This window comes from Shewanella vesiculosa (assembly GCF_009994065.1).
In the GTDB taxonomy this organism is placed as follows: Bacteria; Pseudomonadota; Gammaproteobacteria; order Enterobacterales; family Shewanellaceae; genus Shewanella; species Shewanella vesiculosa.
Genome location: NZ_JAACSD010000012.1, coordinates 51398 through 70555, shown reverse-complemented (window position 1 = coordinate 70555; position 19158 = coordinate 51398). Strand labels below are relative to the sequence as shown.

At 42.8% G+C, this 19158-nt stretch carries 19 protein-coding genes; 16 read left to right on the top strand and 3 right to left on the bottom strand.

Annotated features, from left to right (window positions below; all coding sequences use genetic code 11):
• Window positions 1-40 precede the first annotated feature (40 nt).
• Window positions 41-1777 carry a bifunctional metallophosphatase/5'-nucleotidase gene (locus GW828_RS13740; RefSeq protein WP_182697960.1) on the bottom strand — a complete coding sequence of 579 codons (1737 nt, stop codon included), beginning with the start codon at window positions 1775-1777 and terminating at the stop codon, window positions 41-43.
• A gap of 178 nt (window positions 1778-1955) precedes the next feature.
• On the opposite strand from GW828_RS13740, the gene rlmN reads away from it, so the two are divergent.
• The 9 genes from rlmN (at window position 1956) to GW828_RS13695 (ending at window position 11159) form a co-directional block, all read left to right on the top strand.
• Window positions 1956-3077, top strand: a complete 1122-nt coding sequence (rlmN, locus tag GW828_RS13735; protein ID WP_124016846.1) for a dual-specificity RNA methyltransferase RlmN — start codon at window positions 1956-1958, stop codon at window positions 3075-3077.
• A 31-nt stretch (window positions 3078-3108) separates the two neighbouring features.
• Window positions 3109-3894, top strand: a complete 786-nt coding sequence (gene pilW, locus GW828_RS13730; protein WP_182697961.1) for a type IV pilus biogenesis/stability protein PilW — start codon at window positions 3109-3111, stop codon at window positions 3892-3894.
• Window positions 3894-4856, top strand: coding sequence for a RodZ domain-containing protein (locus tag GW828_RS13725; protein ID WP_273057974.1), 963 nt, complete (start codon window positions 3894-3896; stop codon window positions 4854-4856). The genes pilW and GW828_RS13725 overlap by 1 nt, the downstream gene beginning before the upstream one ends.
• Window positions 4857-4887: 31 nt before the next feature.
• On the top strand, window positions 4888-6003 hold the full coding sequence (ispG, locus tag GW828_RS13720; RefSeq protein WP_124016849.1) for a flavodoxin-dependent (E)-4-hydroxy-3-methylbut-2-enyl-diphosphate synthase: 1116 nt from the start codon (window positions 4888-4890) through the stop codon (window positions 6001-6003).
• Between the two features lie 96 nt (window positions 6004-6099).
• Window positions 6100-7374 carry a histidine--tRNA ligase gene (gene hisS, locus GW828_RS13715; protein ID WP_124016850.1) on the top strand — a complete coding sequence of 425 codons (1275 nt, stop codon included), beginning with the start codon at window positions 6100-6102 and terminating at the stop codon, window positions 7372-7374.
• A gap of 26 nt (window positions 7375-7400) precedes the next feature.
• On the top strand, window positions 7401-8021 hold the full coding sequence (locus tag GW828_RS13710) for a tetratricopeptide repeat protein (RefSeq protein ID WP_124016851.1): 621 nt from the start codon (window positions 7401-7403) through the stop codon (window positions 8019-8021).
• A 12-nt stretch (window positions 8022-8033) separates the two neighbouring features.
• Window positions 8034-9269 carry an outer membrane protein assembly factor BamB gene (bamB, locus tag GW828_RS13705; protein WP_273057973.1) on the top strand — a complete coding sequence of 412 codons (1236 nt, stop codon included), beginning with the start codon at window positions 8034-8036 and terminating at the stop codon, window positions 9267-9269.
• A gap of 103 nt (window positions 9270-9372) precedes the next feature.
• A complete protein-coding gene (gene der / locus GW828_RS13700) occupies window positions 9373-10839 on the top strand; it encodes a ribosome biogenesis GTPase Der (RefSeq protein WP_011636594.1) in 1467 nt (488 codons plus the stop codon).
• Between the two features lie 110 nt (window positions 10840-10949).
• On the top strand, window positions 10950-11159 hold the full coding sequence (locus tag GW828_RS13695; RefSeq protein WP_124016853.1) for a DUF3565 domain-containing protein: 210 nt from the start codon (window positions 10950-10952) through the stop codon (window positions 11157-11159).
• Between the two features lie 16 nt (window positions 11160-11175).
• On the opposite strand, the gene GW828_RS13690 is transcribed toward GW828_RS13695, so the two are convergent.
• Window positions 11176-11577: a hypothetical protein gene (locus GW828_RS13690; RefSeq protein WP_273057972.1), complete on the bottom strand. Its 402-nt coding sequence runs from the start codon at window positions 11575-11577 to the stop codon at window positions 11176-11178.
• Window positions 11578-11712: 135 nt separating this feature from the next.
• Here GW828_RS13690 and GW828_RS13685 point away from each other — a divergent pair, with 135 nt between their 5' ends.
• From GW828_RS13685 to GW828_RS13655, 7 genes are all read left to right on the top strand, one after another.
• Window positions 11713-12279 carry a cytochrome b/b6 domain-containing protein gene (locus GW828_RS13685; protein WP_124016855.1) on the top strand — a complete coding sequence of 189 codons (567 nt, stop codon included), beginning with the start codon at window positions 11713-11715 and terminating at the stop codon, window positions 12277-12279.
• Between the two features lie 131 nt (window positions 12280-12410).
• On the top strand, window positions 12411-12920 hold the full coding sequence (locus GW828_RS13680) for a TlpA disulfide reductase family protein (protein ID WP_404716469.1): 510 nt from the start codon (window positions 12411-12413) through the stop codon (window positions 12918-12920).
• A 4-nt stretch (window positions 12921-12924) separates the two neighbouring features.
• Window positions 12925-13164: a DUF4266 domain-containing protein gene (locus tag GW828_RS13675; protein ID WP_124016856.1), complete on the top strand. Its 240-nt coding sequence runs from the start codon at window positions 12925-12927 to the stop codon at window positions 13162-13164.
• Window positions 13155-14453 (top strand): DUF3570 domain-containing protein, encoded by a 1299-nt coding sequence (locus tag GW828_RS13670; protein ID WP_182741991.1) that lies wholly within the window; start codon window positions 13155-13157, stop codon window positions 14451-14453. Before GW828_RS13675 ends, GW828_RS13670 begins: the two co-directional genes overlap by 10 nt.
• Before the next feature lie 77 nt (window positions 14454-14530).
• Window positions 14531-15409, top strand: coding sequence for an FAD:protein FMN transferase (locus tag GW828_RS13665; RefSeq protein WP_273058022.1), 879 nt, complete (start codon window positions 14531-14533; stop codon window positions 15407-15409).
• A gap of 6 nt (window positions 15410-15415) precedes the next feature.
• On the top strand, window positions 15416-16075 hold the full coding sequence (locus tag GW828_RS13660; RefSeq protein WP_124016858.1) for a response regulator: 660 nt from the start codon (window positions 15416-15418) through the stop codon (window positions 16073-16075).
• Between the two features lie 78 nt (window positions 16076-16153).
• Window positions 16154-17551: a sensor histidine kinase gene (locus GW828_RS13655; RefSeq protein ID WP_124016859.1), complete on the top strand. Its 1398-nt coding sequence runs from the start codon at window positions 16154-16156 to the stop codon at window positions 17549-17551.
• Between the two features lie 92 nt (window positions 17552-17643).
• Here GW828_RS13655 and GW828_RS13650 read toward each other — a convergent pair whose 3' ends face one another.
• Window positions 17644-19143, bottom strand: a complete 1500-nt coding sequence (locus GW828_RS13650; protein ID WP_273057970.1) for a DUF3300 domain-containing protein — start codon at window positions 19141-19143, stop codon at window positions 17644-17646.
• Between the last annotated feature and the right edge of the window lie 15 nt (window positions 19144-19158).

Genomic DNA, 19158 nt, shown 5'->3' with positions numbered 1-19158 from the left:
GTTTGAGTGTGCCAGTGGCTAGGTATTATCACTAGTTGATTTAATCGTGATGGCTAATGTAGTGAACATTAGCAAATAGTTGCCCAGTAATAAGGTGTCCATGCTGGCTTACAAAATCGATAAAAGCTTCAGGCAGTGTTTGATTACTAATGGGTTGCTGCCAATGAGCATGTAATAATGCCTCGTATCCTTCTTTACCTGCTGCAGTATAAGAACTTGATACTCCCAAATACAGCTTATTAGGTTCTAGTGTTTGCCATTGATCGTCTTTGTAGATATCAATCTGAGTTATCCTTAAGCCTTTAGCTTGCTTACCATCATAAAAGTAGCGCAGGCCATAAGGGTAGGGGAAACTGCCTGCGCCTGTACCCATTATGCCGTTATTGGTCGCGGAGTTTATCGCGGACTCTAATGCTTCGATAACGTATTTACCTTGAATTTTATATAAGGTAAGAGGGAGTTCAAAGGGCAAAATGCGCCCCACAACATCGGCTAAAGATAATTGGCCTTTGTTCAGTGACTGTCTTACCCCACCGGCATTGTGCAAGGCAAAATCTATTGTTGGTTCAATATTTTTAGCCGCTTTATACATGCTTCGACTGACCCACGGGGCGATTTCACTGCCATGAGGTAAGTGTTTGCTTGGTAAGCGTGTATGGACAAAGTCGCGAGGAATATGGCCAAGGATTTGATTTTCTATCGCATCTAATGATGGTCTGTATTGAGTATGGATTACTGAGTGAATATGTTCATCATGTTGTGCGTCTTTAATACTCGGATGAGCAAAAAGTTGTTTGACTAAGGTTGCGGCAGTATTACTGTCTGTGGCATGACCGTCTTTGGTGGTTACTGTGATGTTTTCATCGACCATAAAATAGTTATTGCCCTGTAATTCAACTATTTTGCCATGTTGATCAAAACATATTTCAGCCAAGCCAATTGTTTCTGCATATTTGCCTGCATGTAAAATAGGCGTTGAATTAATCGTTTCTGCATAAGGAATATTACTCCAACCAATATCACTCAGTTGGCCTTGCAGTGTATGAGAATGACCGCCAACAATTAAGCTGATCCCATCAACTTTTGCAGCAAGTTCTCGGTCTTGATCTAAGCCTAAATGGCTCAATACTATGATGTGATAGATACCCTGCTGGTGTAAGCGTTGTATTGTCCGCAAAGTCGTGTCGATGGCGTTGGCAAAGTGGGTGTCAGGATCGGGCCGTGCAATTAAGCGCATTTGATCTAATGTAATACCAATAATGGCTAACTTAGTGTCATGAAATGGCTTAATTAATACTTTGGCTGTTTCAGTTGAGTCATCAAAATCGTACAGCATTGGATGGCCATAAAGTCGGCCCGATTTATGTCGGTCTTCTTGGCTGAGGTCCATATTGCCAGCAAGTACCGGAAAATCGATACGGTTTAGAAAAGCTTGAACTGGGCTATTGCCTGCATCGACTTCGTGATTACCTATTACCATAGCATCAGGTTTGAGTAAGTTTAGTAAATGCGCGTTGGCTGCACCTTTAAACTCTCTAAAATATAATGTCCCTTGAAAACTATCACCACCATGCAAAAAAATAAAAGGCGACTGTTTGATTGCTGCTTGTTGTCTGGCGTGTTCAATTTGATAACCTAAACGTGCGTATCCGCCAGAACGTGCTTCGAGGGTATATGTTTTTTGTTGATTCTCGAGGCTAAACTGAACGGGGCTGGGTTCAAAGTTAGAGTGGGTATCATTAATGTGGGCTAAAGTTAATGTGTAGCGTTGCTTCATAATTTCCCTCTTTAATTGGAAATCGATTCTAACATTATTTTACTCATGTTGGGCGCCAAACCAGGTGAATGTTTGATTTTTGATGCGATAACTAGGCTATTTGATTACTAGCTAATCTTGGCCAGCATCTGTATAATTTGCCGCCCTGTTAAAGGTTTTGGTGTTTGAGGTTAGGCAGATGAGTGAAAAGAAAATCAATTTATTAGATCTTGATCGTAAAGGACTGCGAGCATTGTTCAGCGAGATGGGTGAAAAACCGTTTCGTGCCGATCAGTTAATGAAGTGGATTTATCACTTTGGCGTTACTGACTTCGAAGAAATGAACAATATAAATAAAGTATTGCGTGGTAAATTAGCAGCGCGATGCGAAATTGTCGCACCTGAAATTTCTAATTTCCAAAAGTCTGCTGATGGGACCATTAAATTTGCTATTAATGTTGGTCAGGGCCAAGAAGTCGAAACCGTCTATATTCCAGAAGAAGACCGAGCGACCTTATGTGTGTCGTCACAAGTTGGTTGCGCTTTAGAATGTACTTTTTGCTCTACTGGTCAGCAAGGTTTTAACCGTAATTTAACCGTCGCTGAAATCATCGGTCAAGTTTGGCGAGTGTCGCAATTTTTAGGTTTCCATAAAGACACTGGCGATCGACCAATTTCAAACGTAGTGATGATGGGGATGGGCGAGCCTTTGCTTAACCTTGCTAACGTTATCCCTGCTATGGACATTATGTTAGATGATTTTGGCTTTAGTTTATCTAAGCGTCGAGTGACATTATCAACCTCGGGTGTGGTACCAGCACTTGATAAATTAGGTGATGTCATCGATGTGGCATTAGCCGTCAGTATCCATGCGCCTAACGATAAGTTACGTGACGTACTCGTTCCGGTGAATAAAAAATACCCATTGCAAGAGTTTTTAGCGGGTATTCGTCGCTATTTAGAAAAGTCTAATGCAAACCGTGGCCGCGTCACGGTTGAGTATGTGATGCTTGATCATATAAATGACAGCACAGATCAAGCACATGAACTCGCTATCTTAATGAAAGATACGCCATGTAAGATTAACTTAATTCCGTTTAACCCGTATCCTGGTTCTCCGTATGGCCGTTCATCGAACTCACGCATTGACCGTTTTTCTAAAGTGTTAATGGAACATGGTCTAACCGTGATTGTGCGTAAAACGCGTGGTGACGATATTGATGCTGCTTGTGGTCAATTAGCCGGTGATATTCGTGATAGAACAAAGCGTTTAGCAAAAAAACAAATGCAACAGAGTCAGATTTCAGTCACAATGGAATAACTCGTTGTTTGCATAGATAATAGGCTTATAAATGAAGCATGGAATGCAAAAGGTTTGTTTAATGACTTTAGTGGCTTTGTCTGCCACTGCTTGTGTTACTGAGCGTACTTACAGTGGTACTGATACCCCTGTAGCTGAACGTCAGTTTGATAAGCAGGGAGCTGCTAGAGAACGTATGCAACTAGGACTGACTTATCTACAGCGTGGTAATAGCGAGCAAGCAAAGTATAATTTAAATAAAGCTGTTGAATATGCGCCGAACATCAGTGAAGTTCATATGGCAATGGCTTATTATTATCAAACCGTTGGCGATATTGAGCGAACGGAAGAGTCATACAAAAAAGCGATTAGTTTGAGTGATGTGACGGGTGATGCGCGTAACAATTTTGGGGTGTTTTTGTGCCAACAAAATAAGTTTGCCGAGTCTGAGAAAATGTTTCTTGCAGCCATAGAGACACCTCAATATACCCGTACCGCATCAAGTTATGAAAACTTAGGTGTATGCAGTCGCAAAGCCGGCAATAAAGAAAAAGCGCGACAGTATTTTAATATGGCGTTAAAGTATGATCCAAGACGTAAAGTCACATTATTAGAATTAACCGAGTTAGCCATGGAAGATGCTGACTACGGCGATGCGCGCGAACAACTCGCAAGATACCATCGAGTTGCTAGTGAATCAGCAGAAAGTTTAGCCTTAGGGATCAAGATTGAGCGGGCGGCGAATGATGTAGAGGCCGTAAAACGATTTGGCATTTTATTAATTGCGAAGTTTCCTGCATCTCCACAAGCCAAAAATTATAGAGCTAACTTGAATTAATGACTAAAGAATTCGAACAAGTAGAACAAGACGAAGAGAACGCGTCATTGTTAACAAATGTTGTTACTGCCGGGGCCATTTTAAAAGCGGCCCGCGAAGCAAAAGGGATCTCAATTGAGACCGTCGCAACTCAACTGCATTTACGCCCCAAGATCATTAATGATCTTGAAAATGACATCTTTGATAATATTGCCTCTACCACTTATGTGCGCGGCTATATTAAAAATTATGCTCGTGCAGTAAGCGCTGATATGAACAAAATTCAGCTATGTTTAAGCCAGCAATTACCTGAAATTGTTGCCCCTGAAATGCAAAGTTTTTCACGTAAGACGACGCATCAAGCTCGTAATAGCCGTCTAAATTTTGTGACTTACCTTATCATTGCCGTATTGATCGCCATGTTAGTATTGTGGTGGGTTCAAAAGTCATCGTTAATAACCAGTGTTGATTTATCTCAACCAACCGTTGAAGAAATTGCTGCTGGAAGTAACATGGCCCAACCGCAACAATTCATTAGAAGCGAAACTGAACAGTATAGTAGTAATGAGTCAAGTAACGAAGCCAGTGCGAGTGCGGCAGAGGCTCCTAGCCAAGCTGCAATAGATGCTGAAGATAAGCTTATTCAAACGGCGCAAGATGCAGCCAGTACTTCACCTAGTAGTGTTGAAAGTGATAATGCACAAGCAGCATCAACAAGCTCAAGTTTAGTGAGTGGTGCAAGTGTATTAACCATTGAACTTTCAGGTGATTGTTGGGTTAATGTGACTGATGCCACAGGTAAAGTCATGGTTGATGGCGTGAAAAATTCAGCTCAGCGAATTGAAGTTCAAGGTACAAAACCGTTTAAAGTGATCCTAGGTGCACCTCAAGTCGCCAGTATCAGCCTCGATGGCAATAAAATCAGTTTAGCTGAATTTGCCAATGGTCGAGTAGCAAGATTAACCCTGCCTAAAGCGTCATAATGCTTTAGCAACTGCAGTAGAGTACATTTACATGTATAACGAATCCCCAATTATTCGCAGACCATCAACACGTATATATGTGGGCAATGTGCCTATTGGCGATGGTGCACCGATTGCTGTCCAGTCGATGACCAATACCAATACTAATGATGTTGAAGCCACAGTTGCACAAATTCGTGCGTTGGAAAAGGTGGGCGCTGATCTAGTGCGTGTTTCTGTGCCAACGATGGATGCAGCTGAAGCGTTTAAAATCATTAAACAGTCAGTGAATGTGCCTTTGATTGCCGACATTCATTTTGATTATCGTATTGCACTTAAAGTGGCTGAATACGGTGCAGATTGCCTGCGAATAAATCCTGGTAATATTGGTAATGAAGAGCGTATTCGCAGCGTTGTTGAATGTGCACGCGATAAAAATATTCCAATCCGTATCGGGGTCAATGGTGGTTCGCTTGAAAAAGACTTAATGGATAAGTATCGCGAGCCAACTCCGGAGGCATTGTTTGAGTCGGCAATGCGTCATGTGGATATTTTGGACCGTTTGAACTTTGATCAATTTAAAGTCAGTGTAAAAGCCTCAGATGTATTTCTTGCTGTCGCATCTTATCGTTTACTCGCTAAACAAATACGTCAACCTCTGCATTTGGGGATTACTGAAGCAGGCGGTATGCGTGCCGGTTCAGTTAAATCAGCTGTGGGTTTAGGCATGTTATTAGCTGAGGGTATTGGTGATACTTTACGTATTTCCTTAGCAGCCGATCCCGTTGAAGAAATCAAAGTGGGCTTTGATATTTTAAAGTCTTTGCGCATTCGTAGCCGTGGAATTAATTTTATTGCTTGTCCCTCTTGTTCGCGCCAAGAATTTGATGTGATTAGCACAGTCAATGAACTTGAACGTCGTCTTGAAGACATTACCACCGCAATGGATGTGTCCATTATAGGTTGTGTGGTTAATGGTCCAGGCGAGGCATTAGTGTCTGATATTGGTTTAACGGGTGGCCATGCTAAAAGCGGTTATTATGATGGCGGAGTGCGTCAAAAAGAACGCTTTGATAATAACAATATCGTCGATGGTTTAGAAGCTAAGATCCGTGCAAAAGCAAGCATGATGGCCAACCGTATCGCGATAACCGATAAAACCGAATAATCTTAATCCTGTGCATGACAACCTAAAGTTGCCGATGCAGAGGGTGTATTTACATTTTATTAGCGCAAGCTAATTCAATAAGTGGACAAGTTAACAGTGGCAAAGCAAATCCAAGCTATTCGCGGAATGAATGATATTCTGCCTACCCAAAGTCCTATATGGCAAAAACTCGAAGCAGTATTGCGTTCATCTGTTAGTGCATTCGGTTATAGCGAAATTCGCACTCCTATCGTAGAAAGTACCGACCTTTTCAAGCGCTCTATTGGTGAAGTGACCGATATTGTTGAAAAAGAAATGTATACCTTTGAAGATCGTAATAGTGACAGCTTAACCTTACGTCCTGAAGGTACCGCTTCAACTGTTCGTGCGGGTAACGAACATGGTCTGCTTTACAACCAAGAACAACGTTTATGGTATATGGGACCTATGTTCCGTCATGAGCGTCCGCAAAAAGGTCGTTATCGTCAGTTCCACCAGTTCGGTGTTGAAGTGTATGGCATTGGTAGCGCCGATATTGATGCTGAAGTATTGATGTTATCAGCCCGTTTATGGGACTTGCTAGGGATTAAAGAGCACGTTGCACTTGAGCTAAACACCTTAGGCGATCCCGCTGAACGTGCGGCCTATCGCGATGCGTTGATTGCTTTTTTAGAGCAGCATAAAGACATTCTCGATGAAGATAGTAAACGTCGGATGTATTCAAATCCATTGCGTGTACTGGACACTAAAGATCAGCAAGTGCAGGCTATTTTAGCTGACGCACCAGCATTAATGGATTACTTGGGTGAAGAAACTAAGACACATTTTTCAACTTTATGTGAACTCTTAGACGCTGTTGGCATCCAATACACCATCAATCCACGTTTAGTTCGTGGTTTAGATTATTATAACCGCACTGTATTCGAATGGGTTACCACCAGTTTGGGCTCTCAAGGTACAGTGTTGGCGGGTGGCCGCTACGATGGTTTAGTCGGCCAACTGGGGGGGAAAGATACTCCAGCCGTTGGCTTTGCAATGGGCCTTGAGCGCATTGTACTATTACTTGAAACGCTTGAGTTAACCAGTGATATTGCCCCTGAAGTAGATATCTATGTTACTGCTATGGGTGATAATTGTGTGGTTGAAGCCATTAAAGTGGCTCAAGAGTTGCGTCAACAGTTACCAACGCTTAAAGTCATGAGTCATTGCGGTGGTGGTAACTTTAAAAAGCAAATGAAGCGTGCCGATAAAAGCGGTGCTCAATTTGCGTTGATCATTGGCGAAAATGAAGTAGCGAATAATCAAGTGGCTATCAAGCCGTTAAGAACAAAAGACGAACAACAATTGGTTACGCGTAGTGAACTCGTAACTAAAATTGCAGAACTGATTTAAGAATTGATTTCAAAGGGGAAGTGCAAGTGGAAATTTATAGCACAGAAGAACAACAAGTAGATGCTATCAAGCAGTTCTGGAAAGATTATGGTACCTCGATTGTCGTGGGTGCCGTGGTAGGCCTAGGTGGTCTATATGGTTGGAATACTTATTCTGATATGAAAGTGACGGCAGCCGAAAAAGCTTCCGAATCGTTTCAGTCTATCGTGACACAGTCAGCTAACCCTGCAGCGTTATTGGTTCAGGCAGAAAGCTTTACATCAGAACATGATCAGCAAGGTTATCAGGCATTACTCGAGTTGATGGTCGCTAAATCAGCGGTTGAAGCGGGTGATTTAGCAAAAGCTGAAGCCTCATTTACCAAAGTAATTGCCGCAGAGCCTGGTTCAGGTTTAGGCATGGTGGCCATGATACGTCTAGCGCGTATTCAAGCTGAGCAAAATAATCTTGGTATGGCATTAGCCACACTAGAACAAGTGACTGATAAAGCATTTGCTTCGCAACGTGAAGAATTAAAAGGCGACTTTTTAGTGCGTCAAGGTGATTTGGATAAAGCCAAATTAGCTTATCAAGCAGCCGTGGATAATGGTGGCGCGATAGCCAGTCCTGCGCTGACCATGAAGTTAGACAATCTAAATAAGGCATAAGGAATTTAGCCAATGAAGTCTTGGTGTAAAAATCTACTTGCCGTCGGGTTAAGTGTTGCTCTTATGTCTGCTTGTTCTTCAAGTGATGTTGAAGAAGAGCCAGTGAGTGAATTAGTTGATATACAAGCAACTGTATTTCCTGAAGTGACTTGGGATACCAGTGTTGGCGATGGCGTAGGTGATTATTACTCGCAACTTCGTCCAGCGGTTCGTTATGGCAAATTATTTGTCGCCGATCGCAGCGGTGTTGTGGTTGCGTTTGATGAAACCAGCGGCAAGGAGCTATGGAAACAAGACTTTAATGATGTCTTTGAAGATAAGCTTGAAATTAAAACCAAAGGAATTCGTTTAGCTGCCGGCGTTACTGCGGCACGTAACAAAGTCTTTGTTGGTGGTGAAACTGGCTTATTAGTTGCGCTAGATGAGGCTACGGGTGACGTAGTGTGGTCTGCTCAAGCTAATGGTGAGTTATTATCGGCACCGACAGTGGCAGAAGATGTTGTTGCAGTAAATACCAGTAAAGGTGCATTTGAAGCATTTAATATCGATAACGGTGAAAAGTTATGGACCTATGAAATGCAGCTGCCAAACCTTACCTTACGAGGTACAGGTTCAGCCGCTTATGAAGCGGGCGGTTTCTTTTTAGGCACAGCAGATGGCAAAGTCGCTGTTGTGGTCAAAAGTAATGGCCAACAAGCATGGGAACAAGCGGTATTTACCCCAACGGGTTCCAATGAGTTTACCCGGATGGCCGATATTGATATGACGCCATTAATTTTGGGCGAAAATATTTATGTTGCGAGTTACAACGGTAATCTCGTGTCTATGGAGCTTCGCAGCGGACGGATTGTTTGGTCACGTAAATATTCAAGCTTTAATGATTTAGCTGCTGCAGGTATTAGCCTGTACTTAGTTGATGATCATAGCCGTATTTATTCGGTTGATCGTCGTAATGGTCTGGAATTATGGAGTAATTCGGTTCTTAAAAACCGTGAATTAACCGCTCCAGCCGTGATAGACAATTACATTGTTGTTGGTGACTTTGAAGGTTACTTGCACTTTATTGACCGTAATAGCGGTGACATTGTTGGCCGCATTGAAGTTGATAGTGATGGATTATATGCCCAACCTTTAGTGGTGGGTGACAACATTTATGTTCAAGGCCGAAGTGGTAAAGTTGCTATTGTTTCCTTGAACAAGCAAGAGCAAATGAATGCTGAGGAAGATACCAAAACTGATGCGGAATAAGTCGTAGCACTATTTTTGCGTTAATTAAGGTATAATATCCTTACTAGAGCCCCTGGAAGCGTTCCGGGGGCTTTTTATTGAAAAGTTTTTTAGAGGCAAAATCATGATCCCTGTAGTGGCCCTTGTAGGGCGACCGAATGTCGGCAAATCGACATTATTTAACCGTCTTACTCGTACTCGTGATGCGTTAGTCGCTGATTTCCCAGGTTTAACACGTGACCGTAAATACGGCCGCGCATTTTTAGCTGGCTACGAGTTTATCGTTGTTGATACTGGCGGTATTGATGGCAGCGAAGAAGGGATCGAAACTAAAATGGCTGAACAGTCATTGGCCGCGATTGAAGAAGCGGATGTCGTATTATTTATGACTGACGCTCGTGCGGGTATGACAGCTGCCGATTTAGCGATTGCTCAGCATTTACGTAGCCGTGATAAAGTCACTTTTGTGGTTGCTAACAAAGTCGACGGCATTGATGCCGATTCAGCTTGTGGTGAGTTTTGGTCTTTAGGTCTAGGTGAAGTATACCAAATGGCTGCCGCGCAAGGCCGTGGTGTGACCAACATGATTGATTACGCACTAACGCCTTATGCTGAAGCTATGGGTATCGTTCGCGAACTCGACGAAGAAGGCGAGCAAGTTGAACGTGAATATACTGAAGAAGAAGCTGAAGCAGAACAAGAACGCCTGCAAAACTTACCGATTAAGCTCGCCATTATTGGTAAGCCTAATGTGGGTAAATCAACACTGATTAACCGTATCCTCGGCGAAGAACGTGTGGTGGTTTATGACGAACCCGGTACTACTCGTGACAGTATTTATATTCCAATGTCACGTGAAGGTAGAGAGTACGTATTAATTGATACTGCTGGTGTTCGTCGTCGCAGTAAAGTGAATGAAGTTATCGAGAAATTCTCGGTGATTAAAACCTTAAAAGCAGTTGAAGATGCTAACGTAGTATTATTGGTTATCGATGCGCGCGAAGGTATTGCAGAGCAAGATCTTGGTTTATTAGGTTTTACCTTAAACGCTGGTCGTGCATTGGTTATTGCGATAAACAAGTGGGACGGTATTGATCAAAAAGTCAAAGACCGTGTTAAAAGCGAACTTGATCGCCGTTTAGGCTTTATCGATTTCGCCCGTATTCACTTTATCTCAGCATTACATGGTACTGGCGTTGGCCATTTGTATGAGTCAATTGAAGAAGCCTACGACAGTGCTACACGTCGTGTGAGTACTTCAATGCTGACTCGCGTTATGCAGATGTCGCAAGATGATCACCAACCACCATTGGTTAATGGTCGTCGTGTGAAACTGAAATATGCTCACGCTGGCGGTTATAACCCACCAATCGTGGTTATTCATGGTAACCAAGTTAAGAAGCTACCTGATTCGTATAAGCGCTATATGATGAACTACTTCCGTCGTTCATTGAAAGTAGTTGGTACGCCAATTCAGTTACGTTTCCACGAAGGTGCTAACCCGTTTGAAGGTAGAACTGAAAAGTTAACCGTGGGTCAAGAGCGTCGTCGTAAGCGTGCAATGAGCCACATTCGCGATCGTACTAAGTAACCTCGTATTGACTTAAGTTATTTATCGCTCAAAAAGCCTGACTTGTTCAGGCTTTTTTGTCGGTGTTAACCGTGCTATTGGCATTGCTATTAAAGATTAGGTGAACGAGGATGCAGCAACAAATTATCGGTTATCACCTGGATGAAGAGCAGCATTGGGTGGCAGAATTAGGCTGTGGCCATTTTCAACATGTACGCCATAATCCACCTTGGACTGTTCGCCCCTGGGTGACGACGGTAGAAGGTCGACAACAACAATTAGGCATGATCCTTATTTGTAAAAAATGCGATGTCGCGGCAGCGGCAGATAAGCTCGATTAAATTGAGTTTGCCTATCTTAAGACGTTAACTCACTGGCGGTTCGACACCACCATAAGTAAGCGGCGATGTAAGTACATATAATCATGTCCATTACCATTGATGACCAAAATCCATCGACAAAAGGTTGATTGGCATTGCTCAATACTAAGCTAATAAAAAACAGCTTTTCAATTAGCGCAATGCAAAATACTGGTTTGACCCAATCTGAGCGAAACATTGCAATAAAAAAACTGCATCCCACCATTAATACCATAAAGCCCCAATGCTGAATGAAAATTGTATCACTGGCAAAGAAGGGCAGTTGGTTTAGGTTTTCCAGCGCCCATTGGGGAAACAAAGTATACAGTCCACCTAATGAAGTCCCTAGACCGGCTAGAAATAACACTATTTGGCGATATTTAATCAAAATAGTTGTCACGTGTGACCTCTTTCAATGTTTTATGCTGTCATAATGTCATGTTTTAGAATATTTTTCGATTATTGTTATTCATAAGTAATTGTTAAGATTTCGGCGTAATAATAGCCGCATTATCGCAATCCTATCGAGGTTTATATGCAAACACAGACTAATTTCCCACTGCTTCATCGTCTCATTCACTGGGGGCTCGCGTTGACTATGATGGTCATGCTATTAACAGTTTTATTGCGACTTGGCTGGATGGAGAAAAACCATATGGCCGCGATTATTCATCAAGGTTTAGCCAAAATTGATGTCATCATTACTGATAAGCAAGCGGTGAGCATTGCAAGAAGTATTCGTGGTGTTATGTTTCAGTGGCATATTTATTTCGGCTATGCGGTCAGTGTATTTGTGTTAGCGCGTTTTATTTATATGGCTAAATTTGGTCTGCATTACACATCACCTTTTTCGCGCCAAGCAACCACTAAACAAAAGTTTCAAGCGTGGGTCTATTGGCTATTTTATGCGGGTGTCGCCTTGTCAGTTACAACCGGTTTGTTGCTTAAATTTGGCCCAGAATCAATAGAAGGACAGGCTGAAACAATACATGTACTGGCACTTTGGTATTTCATTCCTTTTATCAGTTTACATTTAGCGGGTATTTTAGTGGCTGAATCGGGTCATGAGAAAGGTTTAGTGTCGAAGATGATTGGTGGTTAACCTTAACAATTGTTTGGTCGAGGCAGCATTTGCCTTGGCCAGCTTTTTAAATTGTTCGATCTGTTTACTTAAGTAAACCTTAAGCTTGGTAACTTACTTTGTCCTATATTCAGTCAGTAGGCAAAAATATGATGTCAAAAAAGTTATTTTCACGCTTAAGTAAGTTTAACATTGCCGCGTTAAGTTTGGCGTTAAGCCTTGGAGTCAGTGTTACTGCTTATGCTGCTCCGTCATTAGATAATAAAGTGATGGATCTGCAAGGGCAGTCTGTCAGTTTGCAACAATTTGCCGGTAAGGTCGTTTATGTCGACTTTTGGGCTTCATGGTGTGGCCCATGCCGCAAATCATTCCCTTGGATGAATGCCATGCAAGCTAAATATCAACAGCAAGGTCTAGAGGTTGTAGCGATTAACCTTGATGTTGACAGCGCATTAGCGCATGAGTTTCTGAGTAAGCTACCGGGAAAATTTAATCTTCGCTTTGACCCTGAGGGCGATATTGCTCGAGCCTTTGAGTTACAAGGAATGCCAAGTAGTTTTATGTTTAACCGTAAAGGTGAACTGGTACAAACTCACATGGGATTTTTTACCGAAAATACCCCCGCCTACGAGCAAGAAATCCAAATGTTGTTACAGGAGTAAACTCATGACGAAAGCGTTTTATCAACCCTTAGCCAAGGCGGCAGTGGCGTTAGCCATTGTCAGTAGTTTGGCTGGATGTTCAAGCCTAGGTGTACAACCTTGGGAAAAAGATCAATTAGCCAGAGCTGACATGGCCTTAAACAGCGAAAAACTCGATCTTGCCTTAGATGACCATATTTATTTCAGTAAAGAAGGCACCAGCGGTGGGCGTTCATTAGCGGGTGGAGGTTGTGGATGCAACTAACATCTAAGCAAAATATTGCCAGTGCATTGGCGTTAGCAAGCTGCAGTCTACTGAATCAACAGGTGAGTGCTGCTGAAGCTACTCCTGCAAATGATGATTGGAAAGTCGATGCTGCCATTATGTATTATGGTGAGCAAGACCGTGTGCAAGCTGCAGAAGCCATTGGTAATGTGCAAAAAGCCTTTGGCGAAACTTCACTCCTAGACATGAAAATTGTAGTCGACAGCTTAACAGGCGCATCGGCTTCTGGTGCGGTTGCCCAAGACGAAAGCCAAACCTTTACTCGTCCTTCAGGCGACGGCCAATATACCGTTAGCTCAGGTGAAACGCCGCTTGACGATACCTTTCACGATACCCGGGTACAGCTAAGCGCTAATTGGCAAGAAGTGCTTAACCAAGATTGGACGGGTAATGTCGGTGTGTACGGCTCTAAAGAGTTCGATTACCTCTCTATGGGGATTAATGCGGGCCTTGAGCGCAGCTTCAATAAAAACAACACGACGGTGTCGTTGTCTGGCGCGTTCAGTAATGATGTGGTTGATCCTGTTGGCGGTCGCCCAGTAGCCATGTCACAAATGGTGTTTCGGGGTAATTATGCCAGTGATGCCGATTATCAAGCCGCATTTGATCAAACTCGTTTAGCGGGTGATGATACTAAGCAAACGAGCGATATTATGTTCGGTGTCACTCAGATTATTAATCGTAATTGGTTAATGCAGGCTAACTATGGTTTATCCAGTGTGTCTGGTTACATGACTGACCCGTATAAAATTCTTAGTGAAGTTGATGCTAATGGCCAAACACAAGCTTACCGTTATGAAAATCGTCCTGATTCACGCTTGAAACACAGTGTGTTTTTACTTACCAAAGGTGCTTTAGATTCTGGTGTAGTCGATTTTTCATATCGTTACAGTACTGACGATTGGGATATTCAATCACATACGTTAGAAACCCATTATCGCTATTACTTTAGCCCAAGCATCTACGGACAATTACATTTACGTTATTACCAACAGCAGGCTGCTGAGTTTTATCGACCATTCTTAATGAGTGGCGATGCCATACCTGAGTATGCCAGCGCAGATTATCGTATTGGTGATATGACGGCTTATACCATCGGGCTTAAGTTTGGTCAGCGTTTATCCGGTGGACATGAGTTAAGTTATCGTATTGAGTATTATCAGCAAAATCCTGAAAATAATGGTACGCAATTACCGGGTCAGTTACAGAACTATGATTTATTCCCAGCAGTGAAGGCAATTGTAGCTCAAGTGAGTTATTCGTTTTAAGATGGATGTTATATCCATAAAACGAGTCACTTTACGTGCATAAACGGCTAACTACAGTGTTAAAAGCCCCAGAGGCGATGAGCTTACAGACTCGTCCTTGGGGCTTTTTAGGTTCATTTAACGCTATGGCAAGCCCATGCGAATTGTTAATGGCGGTGAATGACGAGCATGTTGCTCGGCAAATGCTCAATATTGCTTATGATGAAGCTAAGCGTATAGAACATAAATTTAGTCGTTTTATTGAAGGTAATGTGGTGTGGCAGTTAAATCATGCTCAAGGTGACACAACAGTCATTGATGCCGAAACCCTTCATTTATTTACCTTTGCTAAACAATGTTTTCAATTAAGCGAGACAGCATTTGATATCAGCGCTTGCCCATTAATGGCCCTATGGCGTTTTGATGGCAGCCATTGTGTACCGCTACAAACTGAGATTGATAAAGCCTTAGATCAAGTTGGTTTTGAACGTATTACATTGACTAACACTAGCGTTCATATGCCGGCTGGCATGAGTGTCGATTTTGGCGGTATCGGTAAAGAATATGCCGTTGATCGCACCGCAAATATATTGGCTCAACGTTGGCCTGATACCTCGGTATTAGTTAATTTTGGTGGTGATATTGCTTGTCCGGTCTCCAAAGCGGATGGCTGGCAGGTGGGGATTGAAAACCCGCAGAAGCTTGATAATGCTGCTGCACTATTAACTATCCGTCAGGGTGCTCTCGCGACCAGCGGCAATACTCGACGTTATATAGAAGTGAACGGTAAGCGTTATGGGCATATTATTAATCCTCAAAATGGTTATCCGATAGAACAGGCGCCATTATCGGTTACTGTACTCGCGCCAAATTGTGTTATGGCGGGAATGTTAGCCACGATGTCGATGTTAAAAGGGCCAGATGCTGAAGCGTTTTTACAGCAGCAAGGTGTCGATTTTAAGGTATTTAGGGGATAAGTCATCATGCGCGTGTTACTGGTTGAAGACAATAAACTACTCGCCCAAGGCGTGATGCTGAGTTTGGCCAAAGAAGGTATCCAGGTTGATCATCTGCCGTCCTATAAGCAGGCGGAGGTAGCCCTGAATAATGAAGATTTTAGCGCGATTATTCTCGATTTGGGGTTGCCTGATGGCAATGGCGCGGACTTACTAAAACTGTGGCGTCGTAACGGTATCTCGTTACCGATTATTGTACTCACTGCAAATACTGATTTTGATACACGTTTGATGTGTTTAGATATTGGCGCAGACGATTATTTAAGTAAACCTTTTGATGTCAGAGAGCTTATTGCAAGATTACGCGCTATTATTCGACGCCAGCATGGTCTAGACAATAATCAATTTAGTTATGGCGCGCTTAATATTGATTTTGCCCGCTGTGAAGTACATTTTCGCGGCGTGTTAGTGTCACTCTCTCGGCGCGAGTATCAATTATTGCTCGAGTTTGCTCAATCTGCTGGACGGGTATTAACCCGTAATCAACTTGAACAATTAACTTATGGTTGGGATGAAGTCGGCAGTAATTCGATCGAGGTGCATATTCATCACCTACGCAAAAAAACTGCCACCGAATTAATCAAAACTGTACGTGGTATAGGCTACATTTTAACGGAAACGGTATAATCTTTTTCGTGACAAGTCGTCAGTAAACAGCGTCACACCTAAATTGCGCTATGATGCTATTCAATACCATAGGACATTATGTTTTCATTACGATTATTATTAAGTTTGCTCATGCTGGTGGGGATTGTCCTCACCGTGACGTTTTCGAGCATCTTGAGCACCCGTGATGCGACGCATGAAGTTGAAGAGTTATTTGATGCGCAGATGATCCAAACTTCGAAAATGCTAGAAAAGTTTTATGTTGATCATCTAACGCAAGCGCAATTGGCTCAGCTTGTTCTCAAGCCTATCCTGTTCCATGTTGATGATTCGAAAGTCGACACATTTGCCGAACAAGCTAACCCTATTACCTTATCTTATGAGCATAAGTTGTCATTTCAATTACTGTCTAGCACCGGGCAGTTACTGGCTTACTCTGACAGTTCTGGCGATCAACTATTAACTAACTTTACTCAAGGTTATGATACTCGTCGTATCGGTAATGATTTATGGCACGTATACAGCTTTTTTTCATTGCCGCAGCAGGTATGGATTGTTACCGCACAGCGTGATGATGTCAGACAGGAGTTAGTATCATTAATCATCAGTAATACTTGGCGCTCGCCATTGATCATTACGCCGATCATGATGTTTTTTATGTTGGCGTTAACTTACTACCTATTTAAACCGGTAAAATTATTAGAACGTCATTTAGACAATCGTCCTGCCCAAGACCTAACCCCAATCAATTTCACGTTACCAACAGAGTTAGCGTCGACACAAAAAGCACTTAACAGTTATTTGCAGCGTATTAGCGAGACGATGATCCGTGAGCGTCGTTTTAGCGCAGACGCTGCACACGAGCTGAAAACACCGTTAGCGATTATTAAGTTACATAGCGACGGCTTAAGTGATGTATTGTCAAGCCAAGCCCCTGATGTTCAACTTGCGACCTTGGCCTATATAGAAGCCATAGGTGAGGGCGTAAACCGTATTAATCATATGGTAGAGCAGTTGTTGCTGTTGTCGCGGGTTGATGCGATTGAAGCGTTAAATCAAACAGATTGTAAGCTACAAGACATCATTGATAACGTGATAAATCAGTTATTACACGTGATTGCTGATTATGAATGGCATATTGATATTCCTGCGGACATGACCATTAACGCCGATGCGTTTTACCTTGAGTTAGTCCTGAAAAATATTATTGAAAATGCCTGCAAATACAGTCCTGCGGAATCATTAATTACCATTAAGGCTTCTCAGGATGATGAGTACACAATGATTTGTGTGCTTGATCAAGGTCGTGGGATGTCTGCTAAGGAGATAGCCTTAGCCAAAAATAGATTTTATCGTGTTGATGAAAATGCTTCTCAAGGAGCGGGTCTAGGTTTGTCTATTTGCCAGCACATTATCAGCTTACATCATGGGGAGTTGATCTTTAATCAGGTCGATCCTCATGGGCTTGATGTGTGTATCGTATTGCCACGAGTTTAGTTCAATATCGTTAATTTTGATGACGTTAGTTTAAAAAACAACATGGCAAACACACTTTGCTCATGTTGTTTTTTTCGCAATCGATTAAGTGCTTACTCTCTTTCTCTTGATGGCTTTATATCCCTTGATTGGCTTGTGCGATGTGATGAATTATCACGTTGCTGATTAACCGATCGTGTAACTTGCTGAGATGTGGAGCGGGATGTATCGCGCACTTGCTGTCTCTTTGGTTCATTTGTGCGTATTTGTTTCACTTGCTGTTGTTGATTGCGCATAGTGTTAACCTGCGGTTCACGTACTTTTTCAACTCGAGTATTACGCTGAGCTTGTTGTAACTCTTGAGTGCGCGGTTTGCTTGTCATATTTGCGACCGGTTTTGCCTCATATTTAGGCCCAGTTTGGGCCACATCGCGCTGACGACTGTAGCTTGACTTCATTGGTTCGCCTTTACGATCAAACGATTTTACCTGTGCAACTGGTTGACGTTGCTGACTTAATTCGCGTTTTAGTTGGGTACTTCTGTGTTCAACAGCATCATTGCGATTGACACTTTTAAGCGCTGATTTGTCACTATGCTTGTCCTGCTTAGCGTAATTGACTTGATTATGTTGATCGTTCACCTTGGTTGAGTAATGGCGTGGCTCATTGGCTAGCTGGCGCTTAGGCTCGCGTGAATAACTTACTTGCTGGTTACGTTTTTCATAATGGCCATTATAACGTTTGCTGATCACTTGGCTGTGGTACGCCACACCTTTGCGATGTTTAGGCTTATGTTGCCAATGTTGTGCACCATGGCTGTAACTTATTTTCCGTGGTGTGTAGTAACGGTAGTTTTGATGAACAGGTACGGCTATAACGCGGCGGTCATGCCAATGAAAACCACTAAAAAAGAAGTTAAAACTGATGTGTACGCCGGTGTCCCAGTAAATAGCGCTGTGGTTAGGGCGGTAGTGCACATAAGCTGGTGCACTCCAGTAAACGGGCGGGTAACGGTTCCAGCGCCAATCACCATAAACAATGCGACTGTCGTAATAAGGTACATAGACAATTTCAGGGCGAACCGACTCAATAATGATCCGACGCTCAACCCGCGACACTTTGACTTGCTCAAGGTCGGCTAAGTTATTGGCCTTATCGGCTTGTTGTCTCAGCGACTGAATGGTATCTAGCATGCGGCCTTCGTCTTGTAAAAAGGCATCTCCTACGCTTTGTGTCCAGGCTAAGTCATCATTTAAGCGTTGCAGTACATTGGGAAATGCCACTAGGGCTTTGACGCTTGGATCCCAGTCTTGTGACTCGACCTCTATCATGATTTGCTTAGTATCACGATCGCCTTGGTTTGATAACCAACGCTTAGCTTGAACAATTTCTAATGGATATGTTGACGCAATGAGGATGTGAGTTAATAAGCTGTCTGGATATAGCGCAATAGGCGCAAGCATTTGTGCCAACTCAGCATCACTGACCGCATCATCTGCAGCTGTGTAAGTGAGGTTATTAGTTGGCTGCGCCGCTTGCACACTTGTTAATGGCATACAAACCAGAGCTAAGGCAAGTAGCGCCTGAGCGGGTGCGTGAATGGCTTTTTTCATGTTATCTCCAGTGTC

What these genes read in the sequence shown, in the direction of transcription:
- GW828_RS13740 (WP_182697960.1), bottom strand. Translation starts at nt 1,777, where the DNA reads ATGAAGCAACGCTACACATTAACTTTAGCCCACATTAATGATACCCAC.
- rlmN (WP_124016846.1), top strand. Translation starts at nt 1,956, where the DNA reads ATGAGTGAAAAGAAAATCAATTTATTAGATCTTGATCGTAAAGGACTG.
- pilW (WP_182697961.1), top strand. Translation starts at nt 3,109, where the DNA reads ATGAAGCATGGAATGCAAAAGGTTTGTTTAATGACTTTAGTGGCTTTG.
- GW828_RS13725 (WP_273057974.1), top strand. Translation starts at nt 3,894, where the DNA reads ATGACTAAAGAATTCGAACAAGTAGAACAAGACGAAGAGAACGCGTCA.
- ispG (WP_124016849.1), top strand. Translation starts at nt 4,888, where the DNA reads ATGTATAACGAATCCCCAATTATTCGCAGACCATCAACACGTATATAT.
- bamB (WP_273057973.1), top strand. Translation starts at nt 8,034, where the DNA reads ATGAAGTCTTGGTGTAAAAATCTACTTGCCGTCGGGTTAAGTGTTGCT.
- der (WP_011636594.1), top strand. Translation starts at nt 9,373, where the DNA reads ATGATCCCTGTAGTGGCCCTTGTAGGGCGACCGAATGTCGGCAAATCG.
- GW828_RS13695 (WP_124016853.1), top strand. Translation starts at nt 10,950, where the DNA reads ATGCAGCAACAAATTATCGGTTATCACCTGGATGAAGAGCAGCATTGG.
- GW828_RS13685 (WP_124016855.1), top strand. Translation starts at nt 11,713, where the DNA reads ATGCAAACACAGACTAATTTCCCACTGCTTCATCGTCTCATTCACTGG.
- GW828_RS13680 (WP_404716469.1), top strand. Translation starts at nt 12,411, where the DNA reads ATGTCAAAAAAGTTATTTTCACGCTTAAGTAAGTTTAACATTGCCGCG.
- GW828_RS13675 (WP_124016856.1), top strand. Translation starts at nt 12,925, where the DNA reads ATGACGAAAGCGTTTTATCAACCCTTAGCCAAGGCGGCAGTGGCGTTA.
- GW828_RS13670 (WP_182741991.1), top strand. Translation starts at nt 13,155, where the DNA reads ATGCAACTAACATCTAAGCAAAATATTGCCAGTGCATTGGCGTTAGCA.
- GW828_RS13665 (WP_273058022.1), top strand. Translation starts at nt 14,531, where the DNA reads ATGAGCTTACAGACTCGTCCTTGGGGCTTTTTAGGTTCATTTAACGCT.
- GW828_RS13660 (WP_124016858.1), top strand. Translation starts at nt 15,416, where the DNA reads ATGCGCGTGTTACTGGTTGAAGACAATAAACTACTCGCCCAAGGCGTG.
- GW828_RS13655 (WP_124016859.1), top strand. Translation starts at nt 16,154, where the DNA reads ATGTTTTCATTACGATTATTATTAAGTTTGCTCATGCTGGTGGGGATT.
- GW828_RS13650 (WP_273057970.1), bottom strand. Translation starts at nt 19,143, where the DNA reads ATGAAAAAAGCCATTCACGCACCCGCTCAGGCGCTACTTGCCTTAGCT.